The sequence below is a fragment of the Paraburkholderia sp. EB58 genome (genome assembly GCF_050436665.1).
Lineage (GTDB): Bacteria > Pseudomonadota > Gammaproteobacteria > Burkholderiales > Burkholderiaceae > Paraburkholderia.
In genome coordinates, this window is the sequence record NZ_JBNDMQ010000003.1 from 55731 (window position 1) to 81120 (window position 25390).

Consider the following 25390-nt stretch of genomic DNA (forward strand, 5'->3'; position numbering starts at 1 on the left):
GCGTACCGGCCTACAACTCCCGTGCCACGTTGCGCAAAATTTCCTGGGCGCGTTGCGCAATCGGGGATAAATAGCCAGCCCTTCGTATCAGTCCGACCCGACGCACCAGACCGTCGAACTGGATCGGGCGCACAGCAATGTCGAACGGTAGGGGGCCAAGGTCAAAGCTGCGCGTGTTGATAAAGCTGACCAGTTGTGTAGTGGATACGATAAGTATCAGCGCGGCCAAACTATTGGCCTCGGCCACAATGCGCATAGGCAGGTGGCCATGCTTTGCAAAGGCTTGCTCGATCTGCACGCGTGCAAATTCCTGACGACTGGACGCAGCCCATTCGCAGTCCACCAGATCGTCTACCGTGACCCATTCCCGCTTGGCCAGAGGATGCGCGGTGCTAACCATCAAGCTGTAGTGATCGTCATACAGCACCTCCTTGACCATGGATGCGTCCAATGTCTCGGGCAACGGGCATACAGCCAGCTCCACTTCACGCTTGTCGATTGCATCCAATAGCGCGTCGCTAAACGCTGTCGTCACATTGACGCGTGCGGCGGGCCGCTCCACCAGCAGCGTTGGGAACAGCGCGCGCAGCGCGAAACTCGTAGTGGCCGGCGTCGCACCGATGCGCAGCAGGCCCGCGTGTCCTCCACCAATATCGCGCGCTTCCTGCAGCGCACTATCGAGCTGCATGGACACACCCAATACCCGTGTATGGAATATCTTCCCCGCCTCGGTCAATACCGAGCCGCGTGCGGTGCGCTCGACCAATGTGACTCCCACCTTGCGCTCCAGCCGCTGGATGGCCTTGGTCACGGCTGGCTGAGAAATGCCCAGTTGCTCGGCGGCGCGTGCCAGCGTTCCGGTACTCGCGACGGTCAGGAAGTAGGTCAGGTCGCCATCAATCATGCCATTCCCTTGAGTTATGGATCTGGACTTCCCAGTTATTGGATTTTATATCCCCCTCGCTCAAATAATGAAGCTCCAATCACACAGAGAAGGAGTAGTTCCATGGGACACAATGAACAGGTTGCCGCGTTTCGCCATATGCGCGAGGGTACCGAGCAGGATTGGGCGATCATCGGTAGTGAGGTTGGGCCGTTCGCCAAAGGACTGCCTGGCCGCCTGCTGGACCACCTGCGCTTGCTGAATGGCGACTTTGGTGGCTTTCCTGTCGATCGTCTGACGCATAGCTTGCAAACTGCCACGCTGGCGCATCGCGACGGCCAGGACGAGGAATACGTGGTCTGCTCGCTGCTGCACGACATTGGCGATACGCTGGGAAGTTACAACCATGCCGACGTTGCAGCCGTGTTGCTGGAGCCATTCGTCAGCGCGGAAAATCACTGGATGATCAAGCACCATGGGATCTTCCAGGGGTATTACTTCTTCCACCACATGGGCATGGAGCGCAATCTGCGCGATAAGTACCGCGACGTGCCGGAGTTGTTCAAACGTACCGCGCATTTCTGCGAGAAATACGACGCGGCGGCCTTCGATCCGGATGCGGAAACGCTGCCGCTAGAGTTCTTCGAACCGATGGTACGGCGAGTGTTTGCCGAGCCGAAACGAACCCTGTACAAAGCCGCATTCGAGAAAATAGGCTGAGCGCGGCAAGCGCGAGGTCAGCACGCGCGTGCTTACGGCCTCGCGCCGCGCTTGCCCTTCGCAGTCGATTCGTTACTCGCGAACAGTTCGGTGAGCCAGTCGATGAACACGCGAGCTTTCGCACTCAGGTGTCGATTCGGCTGATAGGCAACAAAAACGGGAACGGGATCCGATACCCAGTCGCTCAGTACGGCTTCGAGTGCACCGCTTTGAAGGTGCGTTGTGGCGGAAAACGTCAACGCATGGACGACGCCGAGACCGGCGAGGCCCATGATCAGACAGGCCATGATGTCGTTCGCGGTCAGTCCGCGCCGATTCTGCACTTCCACGCGTTCACGATCTTTCGTCACCACGATCGGAAAGGGTCGATTGGTTCGCGAGGCGATGGTTCGGATGACGACGTGTCCATGCTCAAGGTCCGAAGGATGCGCAGGCCGCCCGTGCTTGTCCAGGTACGCAGGCGTCGCGCACAGGATTTGTCTGACGGCGCCGATCTGTCGCGCGACGAGCGATTGATCGAAGATTTCCCCCGCGCGCACGACACAGTCCACATTCTCTGCAATGAGGTCAACAGGACGATCGCTGATCCCGAACTCGAGCTCGATATCCGGATAACGCTCGACGAACGCCGGTAACGCGGGAAGTATCACCGACAAACCTAGTGGCACGGGCAGATCGACGCGCAAGCGTCCTCGCGGGTTGGTCTTCGCGCGCGACATCGTGCCCTCAAGCTCCGCGAGATCGCTCATCAGCTGCAGTGCGCGCTCATAGTACGCGGCGCCATCCGCTGTCATCGAGACCTTGCGCGTTGTACGGTTGAGCAGCTTTGTGCCCAGTTCGACTTCGAGTGACGCAATCAGGCGGCTGACGGCCGTCTTCGGTAAGTCGAGCACCTGCGCAGCCTTGGTGAAGGTCCCGCTTTCCACCACTCGAATGAACGCCTGCATGGCCTGAAACTTGTCCACGGTCTGACTCCTCGCTGTCCCGTACCGCCTGCTCGATTGTTTCACCCAAGAAACAATGTGGAATCGTAGCAACGATTTATCCCGCTGTGCGTGTCCGGTAATGTTCGTCCATTGCAATCGTTGACGAACTTCACCGGCGCGTCGAACCAACCAGGGGTTCATTCGTACCACCTTCTCCGGCGCGCCGAAGTTCATTTAGGAAAGGAAAACATCCATGTTTGCTAATGAAGAAACGCCGATCTCGGATCGCCCGAAAGCGGTAGTCATCGGAGTGGGACCGGAGCAAGGGCTGGGCGCGGGCCTGGCTCGCCGATTCGCGGCAGAGGGGCGTCATGTCGTCATCGCGGGGCGCACTGAAGCGAAGCTCGAACAGGTGCGCGAGGGCATTGTCGAGGCCGGCGGGTCGGCGAGCACGGTCGTCATGGACGTGACCCGCGAAGCGGATGTGATCCGGTTGTTCGACGTCGCGATGCAGGCAGACGAACACGGCGGCAGTGCCGATCTCATCGCCTACAACGCGGGCAACAACCAGCCTCTGGATCTGCGGACGATGGAAGCGGATGTCTTCGAATCGTTCTGGCGGCTTAACTGTTTTGGCGGATTCCTCGTGGGTCGCGAGGCCGCACGGCGCTTTGCGCCCCTCGGCCGCGGGTCGATTCTTTTCAGCGGGGCGACGGGTGCGCTTCGAGGCATGCCAAACTTTGCCCACTTCGCGTCAAGCAAAGCCGGCTTGCGCATGCTCGCTCAAAGCATGGCCCGCGAATTCGGCCCGCTCGGCCTGCACGTCGCCCACGTCGTGATCGACGGTGGTATCGACGGAGAACGGGTGCATACGCGCTTCACAGAGCATGTCAAGCAGAAGGGCCCCGATGGACTGCTCGATATCGACGCCATCGCCGACGCATTCTGGTCGCTTCACCGGCAGCACCGTTCGGCGTGGACGCACGAGCTCGATCTGCGCCCTTTCAAGGAAGCGTTCTAAACGATCGCGAGTCCCCACACAGTCAATTTCGAGGAGTCCACAATGAAGCTTATCGGTCCATGGTTTTCCGGCTATACCCGTCGGGTCGGAATCACGCTAAAGCTGCTCGGCATACCGTTCGAGCATCTGCCCTATCACGCCTATGAGCAGCAGGACCTTATCCGTCCGTTCAGCCCGATGGTGAAGGTGCCGGCGCTCGCGCTCGACGACGGCACGGTTCTCTACGATAGCGCAGGCATCATCGAATATCTGCATGAAGAAGTCGGAGCAGAACGCGCATTGCTCGCGCCCGCCGGCGTGCATCGACGCGATGCATTGCAGTTCATCGGCATCGCTTCCGCGATCTATGGAAAGCTCAGCGATATGTATGACGAGTCAATCCGGCCGCCCGAGCATCAGATCGCCAAGATCGTCGCATCGCTGCGCGAGCAGGCGTTGGCGGGATTTCAGATGCTCGAGTCGAGGGCCGGTAATGGCTGGCTCGTGGGCGATGCGCTGTCTCAAGCCGATGTGATGGTCGTGATCAGCTGGCAATCCGCATCATTGGCGTTTATGCCCGACGTCGTTCATCCGGCTGCCTTTCCCAAGCTTGCCCGACTGGCCGCGCGCGCGATGGAAATGGACGCTTTCTCCAGCACGCTACCTTTCAAGGGATAGTGACAGCGAGCGCGCAGAGGCCTTCAAATACGTTCGCAACCAGGCAGCAGGGACGTGCGGAATTGGCCAGATGGCGCGCCGTTAGCCGATGTTTTCATCGAGAATCCGATCTAATATTGATATCGCAATATGTGGGCTAAAGGTTTCATTTCGGACTTTTTCAATCCTTTCCCGTATCGCTCGGGAGTACCCGGAGTAAATCGCACGAATCGCCCAGGTGCAGAAAACAGCCAGCTTGATATCGTTATTCTTGTAAAGTGAATCCCTTAGCGCCATGTCTGCCAGAACTGTGCAAATCACCGGATCAACGTGATCCGACATACGGTCTAACGTTCCCGCTATTCGATATAGATCGAGTGCACGGGTGTCTTGTCTCAAGCAACAGATCGCCGCCAGGCGATAGAAATGCTCAGCTCGCCAGGGCATGAGTCTTGTGCACTTTTCAAGAACAGCAAGCAGCTGGCCCGTGAAGCGCGAGTTTTCGTAGTTCCGGCGTTTATCGTCATCGGGAAAGGGGCCCAAGGACTGCAGCTTGCTGCCGCACCACATGCTGACGATCTCTACGAGCAACGCTTTTGCCTGCGGTGGGGAGCCGGCTTCTAGCTGTCTATCCGGAAGCAACGGTAATACCTCGAACGCCAGGTGTCTTAGAATTCTTTCGATGTTGAGCCGCTCGGACTTGTGGATGCGGTACAGCGGAATTTCCCACGGCGTTTTCGAGGTACTACGAGAGCGAGTGGCATCGCTACGCGTCCTCAATGCTTTAATCAGTGCCGTTATCAGGACAACTTGCATATCGAGCGAATCCTCAACCCGACAGCCGATAATTGCGAAATCTTTTGTAAAATCAAGATCATCAGGGAAAAGTGTACTTCTATAGTCCGGCTCTTCCCGGATTTCCAGGGTACGTTGCCCGAGAACATAAACAACACTAGCTCGATCATTACTGTCATCAAGACGGCTCCACAGTAGGGCGTCCAGACTGAATTTCCTGAACTGGCGCCAGGCTTGATCATGTGTCTCAACGGGGAAAACAGTCGGCAGCGAGCGGAAGCTGATATCCCGCAGTTCCACGACGGGGGCGAGGCGCACGACCAGGTCCGCAATTGCGGACCGGTATTGCTGCGTGGACGGATATCGTATGGGGTTTCGATCCGAGGACAGTATCGTCGTGGGGGCGAGGCCGATGCGAACCTTGGCATGGATGCGGGTGAGAAACCGCTCGCCGAGCCGAAGAACGAGACGCAGAAAAGGATCGGGCTGAGTAGAGACCGCATCTCCCGCCAACGTGTTTAATGTCTCCCGGCTGAATTTCTTGTCGAATTCTTCGCCGTAATGCGCCCGATCGATTTTTTGGCCTATAGAAGTGTCGCCCTGGTCGATATCCTTGGGGATATTTCTATCAATCCAGTTATTCCTCGTTATTTCAATCCACCGCGTTATTTGCCGCCGGCGCCGATAATTTACAAGCGGTTTTGTAATGAAATCCAGAATGCAGGCCAGGGGAAGTGCCATGTTAACCATAAAATTCAATATGAATTTTATGGGCGGCAGAAGCGGCGCCAGCAAGTAAATGTATAGGCCGCTATAAATTACCCAGACGAACGCGATAACAATACCTCCGGCAACCCACCACGCGGTGAGGGGAACTCCGGCGATCTCTGGCGGCTCTTCCTCTCCGGTAAGCTTGGTGACCAAAACCAGAATAACAGTCCAGCCAGCTTCCAGAAGCAAGAGACCGGCAGAAGAGCGTCCAAAAAGCTGGAATAATTGGACAAATCCAGTCACCTGTGAAAATGGCCTTGAATCCTGTTCTTTTTCCTCGGTCATCTTGCCTCCTCCCTCTTACCTATCTGGCCCAGTTACTTTCATCTCGCAAACTAATGATGTGAAACGGTAGGTTAACCCGCGCCGCCGCGAGTTGCCAATCCGACAACGGGCCAAGCGCAATCACGTCGAGGAAAAAACTGTCCCTAATGTTGGTGTGGGCCAGGTCGAGGCCGCCACGCGAGCCGCACGCGCTTAATCAATGGTACGTCGTCGTAGACGACTGCAGCTTCGTTAGCGCGCCGCGTTTGAATCGGAACCAGCCTTGCGAGCTTTGCATCACCACTTCATCGCTTTGCCAGAACACGCGCTTGACCGCCATGCGCATACCCGAGCGTTGCACGAGTGGCGGATGTTGGCGAAAGTCGTACAGCACCGGGCCCGCATCAGTCTGCACGAGCGTGCGTATCACGCTGTCATTTGCGTTGCCGATGTCATCGAAATGCGTGAGCGTGCTCGCGCTGAAGCGATCGAAGATTTGCTTATCGAGCATGCCGACGAAATCGTGGTCGGCGCGCACGAATTCCAGTTGACCCGAGGGCGTGAGGAGCGGGCCCGACTCGTTGCTTTGCGCATGAACGCAAGTCACAAAAGAGGTAGCTGCGAGCGCAGCGAGGAACAGTCGTTTCATGTTTCGCTTTAAGTACCGCGGCCCTTTGGGACCAGGATCGGCCTCCGGAGACGAAGACCTCGCGATTCTCGCGCATTTTCCGGCATCGGGCTCGTCCAGTTCGCGCATGCCTCAGTCCAGCCTCGTGAACCCGTCGGCACTCCAGCGCTCGCTGCCCACCCCGTGATGGACGAAGAAAAGTCCGTCGGGATCGTATTGCGCCTTGACCGCCTGCAGCCTCGCGTAATTCGAGCCCCAAAAAGCGCGCTGCCAATCGGCAAGGAAGAAGTCGCTCTCCGCCACGTACGAGCCCGCGTCGGGAACGAGCCTGCGCAACGCGTCCATGGCGCGTCCGACGGCCTGCGCATGCTTGCGCGCGGCCACGACGTCCGGTTCGTGACCGGGGACGCCCGGATACGCAGGCGGCCCAGGCGCCGCGATGATCGCGAGCGCAAAGGCGTCGAGGGCGGCCGGGTGGGTTGCCGTGTCCCTGACAGCGGCGAGCGCCTCCTCGGGCGCACCGGCCAGGCCCTTGCTCATCTGCAGATCTACCTGCCAATGGCGCGTCGCCTCAAAGAGCGCATCGGCGAGCGCCTGGCGGCGGTCCTCGTGCAGCAGGTCCGCGGGAAGCCAGGCTGACTGGAAGGCCTGCCAGACCGCGCCCGCGTCGCCCTGGTCCCCCGCCCAGAATATGTTGTCCTTCGGGGCGCCCGGCCGGTCGTCGACACGGATGACGCCGAGAAGGCGCTTCACCAGCGTAGGCGCCCAGAAGTTCCTGGCGGGCGCCGCCAGGAAGCTGAACGGAGACGAATCGACTTTGAAATCGTCCGGAGCGGCGGCGAGCGTGTCGAGAAACGGCTGCCAGATCGCCTTCGCCTGGCTCCGATCGAGCCCCTGGAACACCATGCCGATCTCGAGCACGTGGTCGTAACGCAGGTGGATCTGCTCGCCCCAATGCGGATTTAGCAGACTATGGCTGTAGAAATCCATCATCAGGCGGATCAGCCTATGGAACGCCGCCGCAGACGTCGCCTTGACCGTCAGGTTCACCCCACCGAAGGTTTCAGGCAGTTCGTGGACGCGCAGCGTCAGCCGCGTGACCACGCCCAGGCTGTCACCGCCGCCGCCCTTGAGTCCCCAGTACAACTCGGGGTTCGTGCAGGCGTTCGCGATCCGCACGACGCCTTCGGCGGTGACGACTTCGGCTTCGACAAGGCTCGCCGCAGCGGTTCCGAACACCTTCGAAAAGCTGCCAAAACCACCGCTCTGCACGAGGCCCGCTACGCCGACCGTCATGCATCCTCCGCCCTGCACATAGCCGCCCGCGCGCATCGTAACAGCCTCGTAGACATGCGCCCAGACTGCCCCCGCCCCGACGCTCACCGCGCGCACCGGCTTCACGCGACCTTCGCAGCCCGCGCCGACGAAGGCATCGTGGACCGTGATGCCGGTCATGTAGCGCGTCCAGATCAGCAGGGAATCCGGCGCGCTGGATGTGCCCTGAAAGCTGTGCCCGCCTCCTTTCACGACGAGCCGCAAACGGTTCTCGCGGGCGAAGTTGACCGCCGCTGCGACGTCGTTCGCGTTGCGGGCGGCCACCGCATAGACGCTGGGCTGCGACGTCCAGGCGCCGACCCAGCCGAGCGACTGCGTGAGACCGACTTCGTCGCGCAGAAAATAGGGATTCTTGACCGCCGTTAGCGATTGCCGGCAAATGAGGCTGTCGGGCGTGCCTACACAGCCTTCCAGCGGCGAGCTGACTTTGACGAGCGCGTCGCCGACCTCTTCTCGAAGCCGGTCCCACTGCGCTTCCGACGGCCAGCCGGGGTCGCTGGGCCGCACACGCGAAATCGGCTCCGCAGCCGCCTTGGCGAGCGTCAGCCGGAGCAGACCGAGACCCGGAAGAAATGGAAGCGAGGCCGCGAGGCGCAGCAGACGCCGTCTAATTTGAGAATGCGCTTTCACGAAAGACGCCGCCATTCAGGGAGACCATCCGCCCTCCTTCTTCTTGAGCTTCGAAGATTCTCTCACCATCGGCGCTCGCGCGCCGCGCCTGCACCGCTTACGGCAGCGGCGCGTATATTTTTCGCGGCGCCTCGGCCTTAGCGTACGCCCGCCTCCTCCAGCAGCCACTCTTTGAAGGCAAGCACTGGTGCTCGCTGGCTGCCTTCCTTTCGATGTACCAGGTAATAGGCCAACTCGCAACTCTGCACCTCGTCGAACGGTCTGACGAGGCTACCTTCGGCCAGATCCCGCTCAACCAGCGTCGTCCTGCCGAGCGCAACGCCATTGCCGGATAGGGCGGTTTGAAGTGCCATCGCAGAATCGTTGAGTTGCAGCCCGCGGTCCGTGTCGACGAGATCCCCGTAGCCTGCATGCAATAACCAGGATCGCCATGTCGGAAAGACGCCAAACCCGCTCATGGATATGTCATGAATGAGTGGGTGATGTCGCAGATCCGCAGGTTTCTTGAGTGCGTTTCGCCCCTTTAGCAGGGTCGGGCTGCACACCGGAAAGAATTCGTCACGCAGCAGAAATGTGGAAATGAGGCCGGGCCAGACACCCGCGCCATATCTGATGCCAACGTCGATTCGCTCGGCGGTGAAATCGACGAGGTGTCCGCTGGTATCGATACGCAGATCGTAGTAAGGATGCCTGCGCTGAAATCGTTCAACGCGCCAGAGCAGCCACTTGTCCGCAAACGCTGGCGGGACCGTCGCCGTAAAAATGATGCGAGATTTGCTTGCCTTCAGTCTTTCCACTGCGCTCGACAGCAGATCGAAACCGCCCTGCAGGTCCGGCAGTGCGACCCGTGCGGCATCGGTTAGCGCTAGCCGCGATGGCCCCGAACTGGAACGATGAAAGAGTTCGATATCGAGGTAGCTCTCGAGACCGCGAATGAGCTGCCCAATCGCGGCGGGCGTCACATTGAGCTCGGCAGCCGCGGCCGTATAGCTCAAGTGCCTGGCAACGGCTTCGAAGGCGCGCAAGGCGTTAAGGTTGTTTGGAGCTCGCATCGTTGTTCAGGGACGGACGAGGGAGAAGCTAAGACTCTACCGCGACATGTCCCGACACGCCTCATCTGCAGGCGTAGGTGTACCATGGCCTCTCGCGAGCGACTCTTCATCACAACGTTGACGGGCTATGAAGCAGAACTTCACGGTCAGACAGGGCGCGCTCGATGGCGTGGAGGTGTTCCTGAGCGTTGCCCAGCATCGCAGTTTTCGCCGGGCAGCCGCGGAACTCGGAGTGACGCCGTCGGCCGTCAGCCAGACGGTGCGTCTACTCGAAGCGCGCATTGGCGCAGCGCTTTTCATACGCACCACGCGTAGTGTCGGCCTGACCGAGGCTGGCGAACGGTTTCTTTCGCAAGCAAAGCCTGCCTTCGAGGAGCTAGTCGCCGCTAGTGAGGTTGCGCGCGGGCTCGGCCAGCGGCCCGCCGGATTGCTGCGTCTTTCAGTGCCACGCGCGGTGGTGCCAATCCTGCTGGAACCACTCATTGCATCGTTCTGCCAGGCGTATCCAGAGATCGAATTGGAGATCGCCGCAAGCAAGGAGCTGATCGATCTTGCAGCGGAAGGATTCGACGCCGGTATCCGGCTGGGCCAGTTCGTCGAAGCCGACATGGTCGCCATACCGTTGACGCCACCGTTTCGTCTCATCGTCGTCGGCAGCCCCGCCTACTTCGCAGGGTGCAGCCGGCCTGAACACACGGACGATCTGCGCCAGCACGCATGCTTGCGATGGCGGCGCTCCAGCGGCGCGCTCGCGCTATGGTCGTTCAACGACGACGGCCGCGCGATTGAGATCGCCGTATCGGGCCCTCTCATCGCCCATGATTTTCCCACCATGCTGGGCGCAGCAGTCGAAGGGATAGGCCTTGCGCAGCTACCTGAGCCGATGGTCGCTGACGGACTGAGAGCGGGGAGCCTGGAGCACGTGCTGGAGCCGTTCGCGCCGGTGATACCAGGCGTGTTTCTCTTCTATCCAGGCCGCCGGCAAATCACGCCGAAGCTGCGCGCCTTCATCGATCATGTGAAGAGCCACACGGCAGGGCGTGACAAGGTTCAGGGTACAAGATGACTATTCGCGCGCCGGTTGCGGAAAAATCAAATCATCTCGATGGCCATGGCAGTGGCTTCGCCACCGCCTATACAAAGGCTAGCAACTCCGCGGCGTCCGGCCGTTAATCTGAGAGCTGCAAGCAAGGTGACCAAAATGCGCGCTCCGGACGCGCCGATGGGATGACCGATGGCGCAGGCGCCGCCGTGTATGTTGACCTTCTCGTGATCGAGCGCCATGTCTCGCATGGCGGCCATCACCGCAACCGCAAATGCCTCGTTGATTTCCCACAAATCCACGCTGGACGTCGCCCATCCAATCCTGGACAGTAGTTTCTCTATCGCACCCGCGGGAGCGGTGGTAAACAGTCTCGGCTCTTGAGCGTGGCTGGCGTGCCCAACGATAGCGGCCAGAGGCTTGATCCCAAGTCTCTCGGCACTTGAAAGACGCATCAGCACCAGCGCGGCAGCACCATCGGAAATCGAACTGGAGTTGGCCGCCGTAACCGTGCCATCGGTCTTGAAAGCGGGTTTCAGACTGGTGATCTTGTCCAGTTTGGCTTTGCCCGGCTGCTCGTCGTGCTCCACCAGAACTTCGCCTTTTTTGCTGGAGGTCATCACGGGGGTGACTTCCCACGCGAAGGCACCGGACCGAATGGCGGCTTGGGCTCGTGTGGTTGACTTTATTGCGTAGGCATCCTGATCCTCCCGAGAAAAGCCGTAAGTCTCGGCGCACTCTTCAGCGAAAGTGCCCATTTGACGGCCGCGATCGAAATAAGCATCTTCCAGACCGTCGAAGGACATGTGGTCGAGGATCTGTCCGTGACCAAGGCGGAAGCCCCCTCGTGCCTTCGGGATGAAGTAGGGAGCGTTAGTCATGGACTCCATGCCACCCGCGACAATCACCTCGTTGCTGCCGGCCATCAGTAGATCATGGGCCAGCATGGCCGCTTTCATGCCGGAACCGCACACTTTGTTGACCGTGGAGCACGGTACGGATACGGGCAACCCGGCGGTGATTGCCGCCTGGCGCGCCGGGGCCTGGCCGAGGCCGGCGGACAGCACACATCCCAGGATGAGTTCCTGCACCTGCTCGGCGCTAACACCGGCTCGCTGGATAGCGGCCTTTACCGCAACGGCGCCGAGATGCGGCGCTGTGCAACTGGAGAGACTCCCCTGGAAGCTGCCAATGGGCGTACGGGCGACAGAGACGATAACTACGGGATCTTTGGACATGGCTGATTCGCTGAAAAGATGGATGCGGTTTATTTGGCGGCCATACGGATGGCGCCGTCGAGGCGGATGACCTCGCCGTTCAGGTATTCATTCAGGAGGATGTGCTCCACCAGCGCGGCATATTCCGCCGGCTTGCCCATCCGGGCTGGAAACGGCACCGTTTTGCCGAGCGCCTCCTGCACTTCGGCGGGCATGCCGAGCAGCATGGGGGTTTCCATGATGCCTGGAGCAACGGTCATGACCCGGATGCCGTAGCGCGAGAGTTCCCGCGCGAGTGGCAACGTCATCGCGACAACGCCGCCCTTGGAAGCGGCGTAGGCCGCCTGCCCCACCTGTCCTTCAAACGCGGCCACCGAGGCCGTGCAGATGATGACGCCGCGCTCGCCGGAGGGCTCTGGCGGACAGGCGCTCATCATCTCCGCCGCAATGCGGGTCATGTTGAAACTACCGACCAGATTGATATTGATCGTTCGAGCGAACGAGTCCAGCTTATGGGTTCCTTCACGGCCAATGACCTTTTCGGCGGGAGCAACGCCTGCGCAATTGACGAGTCCCCGGAGGCCCCCCATTTCCATGGCCGCCGCAAGAGCTGCCCTCGCGCTGTGTTCACTGGCGACGTCGGTGGCAACGAACCGGGCATTCGGCTCTAGCTGTGCGGCGATGGCCTCTCCTGCTTCGAGGTTGACGTCCGCCAGGACCACCTTGCCACCCCGCGCGACGATCATCTTCGCCGTGGCCGCTCCCAGGCCGGAACCGGCCCCAGTCACTACAAAAACGTTGTCTCTGATCTGCATGTCCGCTTTCCTTTCCTATGACGCGCCGCTAATCCGAATAGAACGTTGTGAACGAGCCAACCTCTGCTCTTTCCGTGACGAGGGTGTTCTCGACGCATGAGGCATCCGCAAATCCAAGACTCATGCCGACGACGAACCTCTCACTTGCTTCCAAGCGAAGTTGCTCGGCAATTACTTTGTGGTACTTCATAAATGCCGCTTGCGGGCATGTGCTCAAGCCATGAGCACGGGCGGCGATCATGATGTTTTGCAGGAACATGCCGTAGTCGAGCAGGCTTCCTTGCTGCATGACGCGGTCGATTGTGAAGAACAGGCCGACGGGCGCGTCAAAGAATTGATAGTTGCGGCTGTGCTGAGCCTGCATTCGTTCCTTGTCGCCTTTTTCGATTCCAAGCAACCCATATAGCTTCCAACCCACAGCGCGTTTTCTTTCAAGGTATGGCGATATCCATTCGCGCGGGTAGTAGTCCCACTCGTCCATGCATGTCTCGTCCAGGGCCGAATGGTCATTAACCCGCTGGATCGACGCACAGATGCGGTCTTTGGCGTGCCCCGTGACAACGTGCACGCGCCAGGGCTGAATGTTGACTCCCGTGGCAGCGAACCGCGCTACGTCCAATATCGATTCCACCGTCTCTCGAGGAACTGGTGTGGGCAGAAACGCCCTGACGCTGCGACGCGAGACGATGGCCCATTCGATGGCCTTGCGCAGCGCATCGGCATCCATCGCCGGTGGTGTTTCACTTCTCTTCATCTGTCACTCCATCTGTCTCCAAGGTCGGCAAACCCAAGCAACTCTTCTGCACGGAAGCATTGCTTTCGTGAGCAAGATTAGCCGCGGGGAAACGGACATGTTGTCTCGAACATGACAATCGACATCCGGTGACCGATCGTCCCTTGCGAACCTGAAGAGTGTCTTGTTCGGGACAGTTCCAGGCCAACGCAACGTTTAGATTGGATGGGGTACCGCAAGGTTTGAGCGTTCCGCTTCACAAGTTGCACCGAGGCAACGCTTGTATCCGGGACACTTTCATATCCGAGGAGGAGACAAAACATGCCCACCCCAATCTACGAGCGCGGACTCGATCAAAACGAAGCCAACCATGTGCCGCTGACACCGTTGCACTCACTGGATCGATGCGCGAACTTGTTTCCCGATCGGATTGCTATCGTGCATGGCGCGATGCGCCAGACTTGGGGCGCGACGCGCAGCCGTTGCCGACGGCTGGCCAGCGCGCTCGTCCGGCGTGGTATCAAGCGCGGCGACACCGTATCGATCATTGCGCCGAATACGCCCGCCTTGGTGGAGGCTCATTTTGGGGTGCCGCTGAGCGGCGCTGTGCTCAACACGATCAATTGCAGGCTGGATGCTGACGGCATCCGGTTCATCCTGCTTCATGGGGACGCCAAGGTTCTTTTCGTGGATCGTGAATTCGCCGCCCTTGCTGCCGAAGCGCTCGAGCACATTCCAGACAGGCCACTCGTGATTGACATTGCCGACCTGGAAGCGCCGCCGGGGGCATCAGTGGGTGAGCTCGACTATGAGCAATTGCTCGGAGAGGGGGACCCCGACTTCGAAGGCGTATGGCCCGAGGACGAATGGGAAGCGATCGCGTTGAACTATACGTCCGGCACGACCTCCGACCCGAAAGGGGTCGTGGCCAGTCACCGCGGGGTTCACCTGATGAGCATGCTCCAGTTGATTGACTGGGGCGTGCCGCGTGGGCCAGTGTATCTCTGGACCCTCCCGATGTTCCACGCCAACGGATGGTGCTTCACCTGGGCAGTGACGGCAGCGGGTGGCACCCATGTCTGTCTGCGCAAAGTCAATGCCGCAGGAATATTTAGAGCCATCCGGGAGCACGGTGTCGACCATTTCTGCGCGGCGCCCATCGTCCTGGCCGCCCTGGCCGACGCGCCTGCCAGCGAGCGTAGCGCGTTGCCTCGCGCGGTTCGCGTGCGCACGGCGGGTTCGCCGCCCCCGGCAACCGTATTGAAGTCTGTCAGCGAGCTGGGATTCGACGTTGAACACGTATACGGCATCACCGAAGCCTCCGGCACGCCGGTCAGTTGCTTCATCCAGGCAAACTGGCATGCGTTGGCCAACGAGGAGCAGGCACGCCTGAAGGCACGGCAAGGTCATCGGGCTTGCGGACTAGAAGCCATGCGAGTAGCAACTCACGCCACTCTTGAGCCAGTTCCGGCGGACGGAAAGACCGAGGGAGAGGTACTGCTGCGCGGAAACGTAATAATGAAAGGCTATCTGAAGAACGAGGACGCTACCCGAAACGCCTTCGAGGGTGGCTGGTTCCACACTGGCGACATTGCCGTGGTGCACCCGGACGGATACATTCAGATCACCGATCGCTCCAAAGACGTCATCATTTCCGGTGGCGAGAATATTTCGTCGGTCGAGGTGGAGGATGTATTGCACCAACACCCGGCAGTACTCATTGCGGCAGTGGTGGCGCAGCCCGATGCGAGGTGGGGTGAAGTGCCTTGCGCATTTGTCGAATTGAAGCAAGGTGTCGCGGCACCCTCCGAACGGGAGCTGATTACTTTCTGTCGGGAGCGGCTCGCTCACTATAAATGTCCTGTGAGGATCGTCTACGGCGTCTTGCCCAAGACAGGCACAGGAAAAATTCAGAAATTTCGACTTCGAACGCAGGCTGGCAGCCGTGAGGCCATTACGAAGCTGTCCCAGGCATAGCCACGCCTCGCGGGTGCAACGACGCGTACCATTGCGACTCGGCTTGCACCCGCGACGCCATCAATCTTCGGAGTGCGCAAAATCTCGAAGCCCGGTTACGTCCAGAATGCGGACTGAGCCATATTCGATCGTTAAAAGCCCCGCATCAGCGAGCTCGTGAAGCGCGCGGTTCGTGTTCTGCCTGGAGAGGCCCGATAAGCGGCCAATTTCTTCTTGCGAAAGACCCAGCGTCAGATCGGTAGCGTTATAGAGCTGCGGATTGAACAGTTCTGAGAGACAGAAAGCGACTCTTGCGGACGCTTTATGCAAACGGAGGTTTCCAACCAGACCTACGTAGTATCCGCACCGGGCATTGAGTTGATCGATGACAAATCGGCTGAACGAATGGCTATTATCAAGCAGCCATTCAAATGTGCTGCGTGGAATCAATACGACTTCGCTGTCGCGCAGCGCTACCACCGAGTATGGGCGAGGCTCATCTTTTAGTACGGCTCCCTCCCCGAACCAGCAACCCGCCGGCACGCCGGCGAAAGTTGTGGCCCGCCCATCCTTAGAGACCGTATCGACTTTCACTAACCCTTGGATCACGCCTATCCATTGATCCGCAGGGGTTCCGCGGTGACAAATCAGGGCGCCGGCAGAGTACGACCGTTGAAACGCATCCTGCTGGACGCGAGCGAGTTGCTCCTGTGTCAAATTAGCCGACCAGGCGGAGCGCGATATGAAGGTCTGCAACTCAACTGACAGGGACATAGCCAGGTTAGGTTCGAAGGGACGAGTGGCTCTAGTTTAACCACTTGCCGGCCCTGGGTAAGGTGACGAGCTTATCGGCGGGCATGGATCTGTGAGGGGTCTGTCATCGCTTCACCCAGTTTCTCCGCGAGAAATTCAGCGAAGACCGCTACTGCAGGCGGCACCGGTGGACGGCTCGTGTAGACGAGCTGCAGGCCGAGACCGGTGCTTGCGCGCCGATAGGTCGGCAGCACGCGTACCAGTTTCCCTTGCGCGATGATTGGCTCAGCCATCAACTGCGGCAGCAGCGCAATGCCCAGTCCAGCTATACAAGCCTGCGCCAGCACTCGCATGTCGTTAACCGCGAAGCGGCTGTTGATCGACACTTCCTGACTACCCCGCGGCCCCTGCAGACGCCATGTGTTGCGACCCTGGCGATTGGAAATCGTCAGACAGTCGTGTTGGGCCAGTTCACGCAGCGTGCGTGGTGCAGCGCGCCGCTCCAGATAGGCCGGACTCGCCGCAAGGAACATTGCACTCGGCGCCAGCCTACGTACCTTAAGGCCGCTACGGGTCTCGACGCCCATGCGCAAGGCCAGATCGATGCGCTCGGCAATCAGATCGGAAGGCGTATCGTCGAGCAGGAAGTCGACGCTGATGTGTGGATAGCGCGCGTAGAACTCGACCAACCACTCCATGCGGAAGAACTCGAACAGACCGGCCATCGCGGTGATGCGAACCGAGCCGGACGGTGCCTGCTCATCTGCATGGAGTCGCCCAATCTCGAGGATCTGGTCAAGCGCCGGCGCATAGCGCTCGAACAGCGCCTGACCTTCCGTGCTCGGCGCGAGTTTGCGAGTCGAGCGATGCAGCAGACGTGTGCCGAGTTGCCCTTCGAGCTGATCGATGCGACGGCTCAGCGTATTTGCCGGCATCTGCAGACGCCGCGCCGCCTCGGAGAAACTGCCGGCACGCACGACCTGGACGAACATCGCCAGATCATTCAGATCGAGCATGCCATTTCTCCATAAATGGATTAATCAAATCCGATTTTACCATCTAGTGTGAAGTGCCTTTAATACCCATACTTCAGGTGTCACAAGACCAGGCTGCTCATCTCGGCCGAAGCACTGAAGCAGTAATTTCGTTCGGGCCGCCGCGCTCGCTGCGTGAGCCAGCACCGCCCTAACAAAGGACCCTTGGAGAACAACCATGTCGAACACACAGAAGCTCGTCGCCGTCGTGGGCGCAACCGGCCAGCAAGGTGGTGCCGTTGTGCGTGCGCTGCAGGCGAGCGGTCAATTCAAAGTGCGCGCGTTGACGCGCAATCCGGAGAGGCATCCGAAGCTGGGCGACGAAGTCGTGCTGGCGGATTTCAATCGTCCGGAAACGCTCAAAGCCGCATTTGCCGAAGCCCACGGAGTTTTCCTGGTGACCAATTCCTCGGAAGCACAAGCAGACGAGCCCAAGCAAGCGCTCGCGGCCGTCAACGCGGCGAAAGACGCCGGCGTACAGCACTTCATCTGGTCGACGCTTCCCAATGTGGAGACGATCAGCGGCGGCACGATCGATGTCCCGCACTTCACGGCCAAGGCGAAGATCGAACCCATCGTGAGCGCAGCTGGATTTGCGTACCACACGTTCGTGATCGCGCCGTTCTATTACCAAAACCTGATCGGCCTAATGGCCCCGCAGACACAAGCGGATGGCACCGCGGGTTGGGCCCTGCCGCTTGATCCCGAGCGACGCGTCATCCATATGGGCGACATCACTGAACTCGGTCGCCTCGTGGTCGGCGCGTTCGCGCAGCCGAAACTCGCGGGGCACGGCGAACATTTGGCGCTGGTCGGCGATTTCCTGAGCTTCAATGAGATCATCGCTACCCTGAATCAACAAGAAAACGCGCTCTCCTTCAAGCAAGTCCCGCGCGAGGTTTTTGCAGGCTGGTTTCCGCATGCCGACGGCATCGCGGCGATGCTCGCCTACTTCGAAGCGCACACGTATCTCGGCTCGGATTCCCGCGACGCGATCGCGCTCGCCAACAAAGTCGCCGGCCAACCGCCGACGAAGTTTGCTGCATGGGCCAAAGCGAACTTCGCGATCCCGGCAGGCACCTGAACGAAGTGCATTCATCAAAATCACGAACGAGCTAATACAATACCCATGAGCAGGATTCCTACCCATACAGTCGAGGGCGCGCCCAATGCGTCGCGCCCGCTTCTGCAAAAGATTGCCCAGTCTTCGCCTACGGGACGTCCCCTGAACCTGCATGCCCAAATGGCGCATTCTCCGGCGGTGCTGGCGGCGTATACATCGCTGCGCGCCGTGACCGCCGAGCACGGCACCCTGGATTCCAAGGTGAGCTGGGCGCTAAATCTCGCCACTGCGGCGGCGGTCGGGAACGACTACATGATGGGTATCGCCAGTCGATTTGCCGGCATGAACGGTTGGACCGAAACGCAGATCGTCGCGCTGCGCACAGGCACAACGACGGGTGACGCCAGGATCGACGCGCTGACCCTCGTGGTCAGGGAAGCGGCTGCCAATTCAGGAAACGTCACCGACGCCACGTGGAAGGCCGCTCAACAAGCCAGCTGGAGCGATGAGCACCTGACTGAGGCATTCGCGTTCCTGGGGCTGACGATGTTCACGGGATACTTCCTCAATTACGCGCAAACTGATACAGATATCTGACCGGGCACCTCACCCGCCCACGGACATCGTGAATTCCGCACCTTTGGCGATGCTGTCGGGCCAGCGCTGCATGACGCTCTTGTAGTTCGTGTAAAAGCGCACGGCTTCCTCGCCGTACGTGTGGTGATCGCCGAACAGCGATCGCTTCCAGCCCCCGAATGAATGCCACGCCGGCGGCACCGGACTCGGTATGTTGATGCCCACCATGCCGATGTGAATCTGCCGGGAGAATGTGCGCGCCGCGCCGCCGTCGGATGTGAAAAGCGATACGCAGTTGCCCAGTTCGTGCGCGTTGACGAGCGCTATCGCACTCGCGAGATCCGGTACGCGCACAACCGACAGCACCGGCCCGAAAATCTCTTCCCGATAGATGCGCATATCGGGCTTCACGTCGTCAAAGAGCGAGCCGCCGAGAAAGAAGCCTTCTTCGTGACCGGGCACGGTACGGCCGCGACCATCGACGACGAGCTTGGCACCTGCCGCGACGCCCGCCTCGATATAGCCCAACACCTTGGTGCGATGCGCGTCGCTGATGAGCGGCCCCATGTCCAGATCGGGCTCCATGCCGCCGCCGATCTTCAGCGAGCGCACGCGTGGCGCGAGACGCTCGACCAATTCATCGCCAATACGCCCTACCGCCACCGCGACCGAGGTCGCCATGCAGCGCTCGCCAGCCGAACCATACGACGAGGCGATCAACGCATTGACCGCTTGATCGAGATCTGCGTCGGGCATGACGACCAGATGGTTCTTCGCACTGCCTAACGCCTGCACGCGCTTGCCGCGCTTTGCGGTTTCGCTGTAGATGTATTCGGCCACCGGCGTCGAGGCGACGACAGACATCGCGACCACATCGGGGTGCTCGATCAGCGCATCGACGACAGCCTTGCTGCCATGCACGACATTGAAGACGCCTTTGGGAAAGCCCGCCTCGATAAATAGCTCGGCCAGCCGGATCGATGCCGACGGCGTGCGCTCCGAGGGCTTGAGTATGAACGTGTTGCCGCACGCGGCTGCCATCACGAACATCCAGCACGGCACCACCATCGGGAAATTGAACGGCGTGACGCCAGCAGCTACGCCGAGCGGCTGCCGTAGATTCCAGTTGTCGATGCCACCGCTGATCTGATCGGTGAATTCGGTCTTGAGCAACTGGGGAATGCCGCACGCGAATTCGACGATTTCGATGCCACGCACCACCTCGCCCTTCGCGTCCGAAAACAGCTTGCCGTGGTCGCGGGTAATGAGCTCGGCGAGTTCGTCGGTATGCGCGTCAAGCAGCTCCTTGAACTTGAACATCAATCGAGCGCGCGTCAACGGCGCGGTTTCGCTCCAGGCCGGAAACGCGGCTTGCGCAGCCGCGACGGCGGCAGCAACTTCAGCTGTGCTTGCGACCGGCACTCGGGCCGTCACTCGGCCCAGCGCCGGATCGTATACGTCGGCGAACTGTCCGCTCGCGCCAGCGGCGCGTTGACCGTCTATGAAATGACTCAGCTCGCGCACGCGCGCGGCGCCTTGATCTGCTTCGCTCATATGTCCTCCGGGAGATGCGGGCGCTACCGCGGCGCTGTCCGTCGCTGCCCGCGCCACGACTTCCAATGCAGCGTACCCTCGGCGCCGCGTGGTGTCGAACGCCACGAGACGTGGTCTCGCATCGATCCCTCTTTCGGGGGCTTAAGCGACTTGCAACGCCAAATCAGAGAGATCTGTCCGCGGATCAAGGCGCGCGCGGCGTCGCGTGCTTTAGAAGCTGCTGCGAGATGACCCATAAGGGCTGCTAACTTTGCCCACTCGGTGTTCAGTTCCCGATGTGTTTTGCATGACGGGAAACAATGACTAACAGGCGTCGTGGACGATGTGCCGCGCCAACCCCATTGCACCGATTTATTTTCCGTGGAACACTTCGCTTCATCCGCCGAGTCGGACGGCTGTCCGGTATATCAGACAGACATGCACCGAGCTACAGCGCTAAACGCCGATCAAGAGTTGCGGACCGCGTGCGCGAGAGTCATCCGTTTCGTCGCGTTCCGGTTCATCCGAAGACCGTCGGTCATTATCAAGGAGGCAGACAATGAGTAATGTCCGGAATCTCGAAGTACCTGGTTCGCAGGCGCGACGCGTCTGGCTAAAAGGCGTGAGCGCACTGGCTGCCGCTTCGGCAATCGGTTCGCTCGCTGCGACTCGTCCGGCGCAGGCCGCGAGCAAAAGTGCTACGGCCGCTGCCGATACCGGCAAGCCGTTATTTGCGTACGTCGGCACTTACACGCCCAATGGCCTAGGCATCCATCGCTTCCAGGTTGACCGGAATAGCGGCAAGCTCGAGGCACTCGAGCCGCTGCGTGGCATCGAGAATCCAAGCAGCCTCATCGTCGACCGGCAACAACGCTTCCTGTTCGCTGTGAGCGAGGTCAAGAACTACAACGGCACGTCGAACGGTTCGGTCAGCGCTTATGCGATCGAAAGCGGCACTGGCGCGTTGCAGCTAGTCAACACGGTCAACTCGCAAGGCGCCGGTCCGGTCTATCTGAGCCTGCATCCAAACGGCCGTTTCCTGATGGTCGCGAACTACAACAGCGGCAGTGTCGCGGTCTTTCCGGTTGCGGACAACGGCACGCTAGGCGAGGCCTGCTCCGTTCAGCAGCCGCAGGCACCGGCTGGTCCGCAGCACGCAGCGGAAGGTGTGCCCGGCAGCTTTGCCATCAGCGACCACGACGGCCCGCATGCGCATACGATTGTGCCCTCGCCCGACGGTCTGTTTGCAATCTCGACCGATCTCGGTGTCGATCGCACGTATATCTGGAAGTTCGACGAAGCGACCGGCGCACTGTCACCGAACGACCCGCCGTTCGTCGCGGCGTCCGCTGGCGCCGGACCGCGACACATCGCATTTCATCCGAATGGCCGCTTTCTGTATGAGGTCACCGAGGAAGCGTCGACGCTTGTCTGCTACGCATACGACGACACGCATGGCACATTGACGCGGTTGCAGTCGGTCTCGACGCTGCCGGACGGATATCAAGGCACGAGCTTCGCGTCGGAACTCGTGTTTTCACATGACGGCCGCTTCATCTATGTTGCGAACCGGTTACACGACACGATCGTGCAGTTCAGCGTCGCCGCAAACGGCCATCTGCAACGCGTCGCGGAAGTTCCGACCGGTGGCGACTATCCGCGCGTAATCAAATTCGATCCGTCGGGTCGCTTCATGTATTCGCTGAATCAACGCAGCGACCACATCGCGATCTTTTCCGTCGACAAGGCCAGTGGCAAGCTTCGCTCTACCGGGACCTACGTTGCGGTCGGCAGCCCGTCTGATATTGCTTTTGTGAGCGCGTAGCGTCGCGTCGCTGCGTTGGTTGGTTGGTTGGTTGGTTGGTTGGTTGGTTGGTTGGTTGGTTGGTTGGTTGGTTGGTTGGTTGGTTGGTTGGTTGGTTGGTTGGTTGGTTGGCTGAGCATACGAACTACAGGTGCGTGTGATGCACGCACCTGTAGTTCGTACTTGAATGCCAGTCGTCGATCTAGATCGTTCGACCTGCCAGGCAGTTCACGTTTCCGAAACCTGGGTCGCCAGTCGCTGCCAGTGCGGCAAGCGCAGAAGCGCTTCGAGCGGCATCGGCTTGTCGAAGAAATACCCCTGCGCCTGGGCGGCGCCCATATCCCGTAACATGGCGAGCGTCCCGGCATCCTCGACGCCCTCTGCGACGAGCGTCAGACCGAGTGATTCCGCCATGCGCACAATCGCCCTGACGATTGCCCGGCTGCGCGGGCTGGTGGTGAGTTCGAGAATAAACGACTTGTCGATCTTCAGGCCGCTGAAACGGTACTGATGCACGTAACTCAACGACGAAAAACCCGCCCCGAAGTCATCGAGCACCACCGACATGCCGTTGTCCGCGAGATGCTGCATCGTGGTTCGCGCAATCTCCGGTTCCGCCACGAGCGCGCCTTCCGTCAGTTCGAGGCACACACGTGAGGGCGCCACGCCGTACCGCTGCAAAAGCGCGAGCACCTCGCCGGCGAACTCAGGCCGCGTGATGCTAAAGCTCGAACAGTTCACGTGGACGGGCGGCCAGTTCGCGCGCTCTGGCTCCGAGAGAATGACGGCGATGCGCGTAAGCATGTACAGGTCGAGGCGCCCTATCAACCGCAAGCCCTCTACCCCCGGCAAAAACTCGCCTGGGCCGACAATGCGCCCGTCACACTGCCGCCAGCGAATCAGCGCTTCGAGCGCGACCACCTCACCCGTTGCAACGTCGACGATGGGCTGGAAGAACGGCAGCAGTTCGTCGTCGCGTTTGAGCGCGTTACGTAGCGCACCTTCCCGCTCCACCTGATCCAGCACCTCGCGTCGCAACTCATGGTTGAACACCACGAAGCTGTCGCGGCCCGCGTTCTTCACGCGATACATCGCGATATCGGCGTCACGCAGGAGATCGGCCGGCTTGCTATGGTATTGGCTGTCGGCATTCACAATGCCGATACTGCACGATGAAAACACCACGTGTTCGTCGATATCGAACGGCAGATCGAATGCCGCGAGGATGCGTTCCGCAATGGCAACGGCATCACATAATGCGGCATTCGGCGAGAGCACAGCAAACTCGTCGCCGCCAAGACGCGCCAGCAGATCAGTCGAACGCAGGCAGCCGCGCAGGCGCTCAGCCGCCTGGACCAGCAGCAGGTCTCCGCAGTGATGGCCGAGGCTGTCGTTGACGATCTTGAAGCGATCAAGGTCGATGAACATGACCGTCACCTGGCTGCCGCTTTCGCAATAGGCGCTCCACGCTGTCTGCAGCCGTTGTAGCAGGTGGCTCCGGTTAGGCAGTCCTGTTAGCGAGTCATGCGAATTCTCATGCACAAGGCGAGCGTTGGCGTTGTCGAGCTCCCGTGTACGAATCTGCACGCGAGATTCGAGCTCTGCGTTTGCCGCGTGCAGCGCGTCGGCGGCGCGCCGGCGCGAAAGCGCGGTATCGATATGGTGGGAGACGAACGTCAGCAATTCCTGATCGCGCTGCGAGTAGCGCACGAGTGGCGCATAGCTTTGTACGGCAAGCATCCCGCGCACGTCATCGCCATCGAATAGCGGTACGCCGAGCCACGAGCATAGGCGCACATTCTGGCTTCTCGTATCGATCTCGCCGTCATCTATCAGGCGCAAGGCACCGTCCGCATCAATGAGGCAGGGGCGGCGCTGGCGAATCACATATTCCGTGAGGCCACGTCGGCCAAGTCGCGGCGGCGGCGGCTCGTCAAGGTGCTCGTCGACGTAATAAGGAAAGGAAACGGCCTGCGTTTCAGTATCGAAGAGCGCGATATAAAAATTGCGCGCATAGATCAGCTTGCCGACAATGTGATGCAGGCTGCGAAAGAACTCAACCATGTCGCCGGTGCGGCTGGAAAGCTCCGCAATCTGGAAGAGCGTCGCTTGCAGGTGTTCAGCACGCTCGCGCTCGGCGATACCTTCGCGCAACGCTGCATTGACTCGCGACAGCTCAGACGTGCGCCGCGCGACCTGCTCTTCCAGATCGGCGCGGTGCAGGATCCGGTCCAGTGCCATTGCCACGTGCCGCGCCACCACGAGGAAAAGCTCGCGGTCCTCAGCGCTATAGATCCGCGAGACATCGTAAACCTGCATCGCCAGCATGCCGAAAACCTCGTCTGCGGCATTCTTCAGCGGTGCGCCCATCCAGAACTCGGGATAATCGCCGATGGGATGGAAGATACCCGAAGCCACTCCGGCGCTGATCATCGCGGCATCGACGAACAGCGGCTGCCCGGTCATCAACACCCGGGCCGTCATCGACGGGCGCTCGGGGTCGAGAATGTCGTAGTTTTCCGCCTCGATGACGTCCGTGTCGATTACGTCGACATAGTACGGATAGGTGATCTTGCCGCTTTTGCGGTCGTACAGCGCCAGGTAGAAGTTCTCGGCATCGATCAGCGTACCGAGCCGCTCGTGCACGCCGCGGAGAAACTCTGCACGATCGGGCACGGAACTCGCCAGATAGGCAATCTCATACAGCACGCGCTGCGTGTTCTGGGCACGCGCGAGCGCGTCGGTCTGCGCGCGCTCTCCCAAACTTCGGGCAAATTCGCGCAGCGATTCATCGCCGGCGAATTCGGCGGGCGCAATTAGCCAGCCGAGCACGCTCTCGCCGCAGCCCGTAGCCCAGCGCAGCCACCCGCGCCGGGCGCAGATTCGCGCAAGCCCCTCTTCGGCGACGTTTTGCGGCAAGTCGAGCGACGCGTCACCTTGCCCGGCAAGGTGCAACTGCTCGCCCGCCCGATACCAGGCCCATGTCCCAGCCCACGGCCGGCCGCCGTCCCGCACCGCCTGCAGCTGGGCTTCGATCGTCGGCGCGGCCGGGGCGGTGCTGTCGGCCGGATTCCCGCGTATGGACGTGTCAACCATGGGAAAACACTCTTTGGTCGTGCATGGCCAAAGCTTCAACCCTTTGAATACTGTCGGTGGTCTGCATTCTACGAGGACGCTCGGCCGGGCCGTTTTATGGTTTCGTT

General features: G+C 60.3%; 21 protein-coding genes. 8 read left to right on the forward strand and 13 right to left on the reverse strand.

Annotated elements, in window-relative coordinates; genetic code table 11:
- Positions 1-10: 10 nt before the first annotated feature.
- Positions 11-904: a LysR family transcriptional regulator gene (locus tag P3T40_RS05395; protein ID WP_429266654.1), complete on the reverse strand. Its 894-nt coding sequence runs from the start codon at positions 902-904 to the stop codon at positions 11-13.
- 102 nt (positions 905-1006) lie between these two features.
- On the opposite strand from P3T40_RS05395, the gene P3T40_RS05400 reads away from it, so the two are divergent.
- Positions 1007-1603 carry an HD domain-containing protein gene (locus tag P3T40_RS05400; RefSeq protein ID WP_429266655.1) on the forward strand — a complete coding sequence of 199 codons (597 nt, stop codon included), beginning with the start codon at positions 1007-1009 and terminating at the stop codon, positions 1601-1603.
- Positions 1604-1635: 32 nt separating this feature from the next.
- Here the strand turns inward: P3T40_RS05400 and P3T40_RS05405 are convergent, their stop codons facing one another.
- Positions 1636-2568, reverse strand: coding sequence for a LysR substrate-binding domain-containing protein (locus P3T40_RS05405; RefSeq protein WP_429266656.1), 933 nt, complete (start codon positions 2566-2568; stop codon positions 1636-1638).
- 214 nt (positions 2569-2782) lie between these two features.
- Here P3T40_RS05405 and P3T40_RS05410 point away from each other — a divergent pair, with 214 nt between their 5' ends.
- Positions 2783-3550: an SDR family NAD(P)-dependent oxidoreductase gene (locus P3T40_RS05410; RefSeq protein ID WP_429266657.1), complete on the forward strand. Its 768-nt coding sequence runs from the start codon at positions 2783-2785 to the stop codon at positions 3548-3550.
- Positions 3551-3592: 42 nt separating this feature from the next.
- Positions 3593-4207: a glutathione S-transferase family protein gene (locus P3T40_RS05415; RefSeq protein ID WP_429266658.1), complete on the forward strand. Its 615-nt coding sequence runs from the start codon at positions 3593-3595 to the stop codon at positions 4205-4207.
- Positions 4208-4288: 81 nt separating this feature from the next.
- On the opposite strand, the gene P3T40_RS05420 is transcribed toward P3T40_RS05415, so the two are convergent.
- From P3T40_RS05420 to P3T40_RS05435, 4 genes are all read right to left on the reverse strand, one after another.
- Positions 4289-6037 carry a hypothetical protein gene (locus P3T40_RS05420; RefSeq protein WP_429266659.1) on the reverse strand — a complete coding sequence of 583 codons (1749 nt, stop codon included), beginning with the start codon at positions 6035-6037 and terminating at the stop codon, positions 4289-4291.
- A gap of 196 nt (positions 6038-6233) precedes the next feature.
- Complete coding sequence (locus P3T40_RS05425; RefSeq protein WP_429266660.1) at positions 6234-6665, reverse strand: hypothetical protein; 432 nt, start codon at positions 6663-6665, stop codon at positions 6234-6236.
- 111 nt (positions 6666-6776) lie between these two features.
- Positions 6777-8624, reverse strand: coding sequence for an FAD-binding oxidoreductase (locus P3T40_RS05430; protein WP_429266661.1), 1848 nt, complete (start codon positions 8622-8624; stop codon positions 6777-6779).
- 122 nt (positions 8625-8746) lie between these two features.
- Complete coding sequence (locus P3T40_RS05435) at positions 8747-9661, reverse strand: LysR substrate-binding domain-containing protein (protein WP_429266662.1); 915 nt, start codon at positions 9659-9661, stop codon at positions 8747-8749.
- A 127-nt stretch (positions 9662-9788) separates the two neighbouring features.
- On the opposite strand from P3T40_RS05435, the gene P3T40_RS05440 reads away from it, so the two are divergent.
- Positions 9789-10727, forward strand: coding sequence for a LysR family transcriptional regulator (locus tag P3T40_RS05440; RefSeq protein ID WP_429266663.1), 939 nt, complete (start codon positions 9789-9791; stop codon positions 10725-10727).
- Positions 10728-10753: 26 nt separating this feature from the next.
- Here the strand turns inward: P3T40_RS05440 and P3T40_RS05445 are convergent, their stop codons facing one another.
- The 3 genes from P3T40_RS05445 to P3T40_RS05455 are packed head-to-tail and all read right to left on the reverse strand — an operon-like array spanning position 10754 to position 13489.
- Positions 10754-11941: an acetyl-CoA C-acyltransferase gene (locus tag P3T40_RS05445; protein ID WP_429266664.1), complete on the reverse strand. Its 1188-nt coding sequence runs from the start codon at positions 11939-11941 to the stop codon at positions 10754-10756.
- A gap of 29 nt (positions 11942-11970) precedes the next feature.
- Entirely contained in the window at positions 11971-12735 is a 765-nt protein-coding gene (locus P3T40_RS05450) for an SDR family NAD(P)-dependent oxidoreductase (protein WP_429266665.1), read from the reverse strand.
- A gap of 28 nt (positions 12736-12763) precedes the next feature.
- Positions 12764-13489 carry a nitroreductase gene (locus tag P3T40_RS05455; protein ID WP_429266666.1) on the reverse strand — a complete coding sequence of 242 codons (726 nt, stop codon included), beginning with the start codon at positions 13487-13489 and terminating at the stop codon, positions 12764-12766.
- Between the two features lie 300 nt (positions 13490-13789).
- On the opposite strand from P3T40_RS05455, the gene P3T40_RS05460 reads away from it, so the two are divergent.
- Complete coding sequence (locus tag P3T40_RS05460) at positions 13790-15445, forward strand: AMP-binding protein (protein WP_429266667.1); 1656 nt, start codon at positions 13790-13792, stop codon at positions 15443-15445.
- 60 nt (positions 15446-15505) lie between these two features.
- Here the strand turns inward: P3T40_RS05460 and P3T40_RS05465 are convergent, their stop codons facing one another.
- Together P3T40_RS05465 and P3T40_RS05470 are read right to left on the reverse strand one after the other, a co-directional pair.
- Entirely contained in the window at positions 15506-16198 is a 693-nt protein-coding gene (locus P3T40_RS05465; protein ID WP_429266668.1) for a Crp/Fnr family transcriptional regulator, read from the reverse strand.
- A 71-nt stretch (positions 16199-16269) separates the two neighbouring features.
- Positions 16270-17193, reverse strand: coding sequence for a LysR family transcriptional regulator (locus tag P3T40_RS05470; RefSeq protein ID WP_429266669.1), 924 nt, complete (start codon positions 17191-17193; stop codon positions 16270-16272).
- Positions 17194-17389: 196 nt separating this feature from the next.
- Between P3T40_RS05470 and P3T40_RS05475 the strand changes: the two genes are divergently transcribed.
- Together P3T40_RS05475 and P3T40_RS05480 are read left to right on the forward strand one after the other, a co-directional pair.
- Complete coding sequence (locus P3T40_RS05475) at positions 17390-18295, forward strand: NmrA/HSCARG family protein (RefSeq protein ID WP_429266670.1); 906 nt, start codon at positions 17390-17392, stop codon at positions 18293-18295.
- Between the two features lie 45 nt (positions 18296-18340).
- Complete coding sequence (locus tag P3T40_RS05480) at positions 18341-18871, forward strand: carboxymuconolactone decarboxylase family protein (protein ID WP_429266671.1); 531 nt, start codon at positions 18341-18343, stop codon at positions 18869-18871.
- Between the two features lie 9 nt (positions 18872-18880).
- Here the strand turns inward: P3T40_RS05480 and P3T40_RS05485 are convergent, their stop codons facing one another.
- Positions 18881-20404: a CoA-acylating methylmalonate-semialdehyde dehydrogenase gene (locus P3T40_RS05485; RefSeq protein WP_429266672.1), complete on the reverse strand. Its 1524-nt coding sequence runs from the start codon at positions 20402-20404 to the stop codon at positions 18881-18883.
- A 538-nt stretch (positions 20405-20942) separates the two neighbouring features.
- On the opposite strand from P3T40_RS05485, the gene P3T40_RS05490 reads away from it, so the two are divergent.
- Positions 20943-22208: a lactonase family protein gene (locus P3T40_RS05490; RefSeq protein WP_429266673.1), complete on the forward strand. Its 1266-nt coding sequence runs from the start codon at positions 20943-20945 to the stop codon at positions 22206-22208.
- A gap of 207 nt (positions 22209-22415) precedes the next feature.
- Here the strand turns inward: P3T40_RS05490 and P3T40_RS05495 are convergent, their stop codons facing one another.
- Positions 22416-25283, reverse strand: coding sequence for a bifunctional diguanylate cyclase/phosphodiesterase (locus tag P3T40_RS05495; RefSeq protein ID WP_429266674.1), 2868 nt, complete (start codon positions 25281-25283; stop codon positions 22416-22418).
- Positions 25284-25390: the final 107 nt, after the last annotated feature.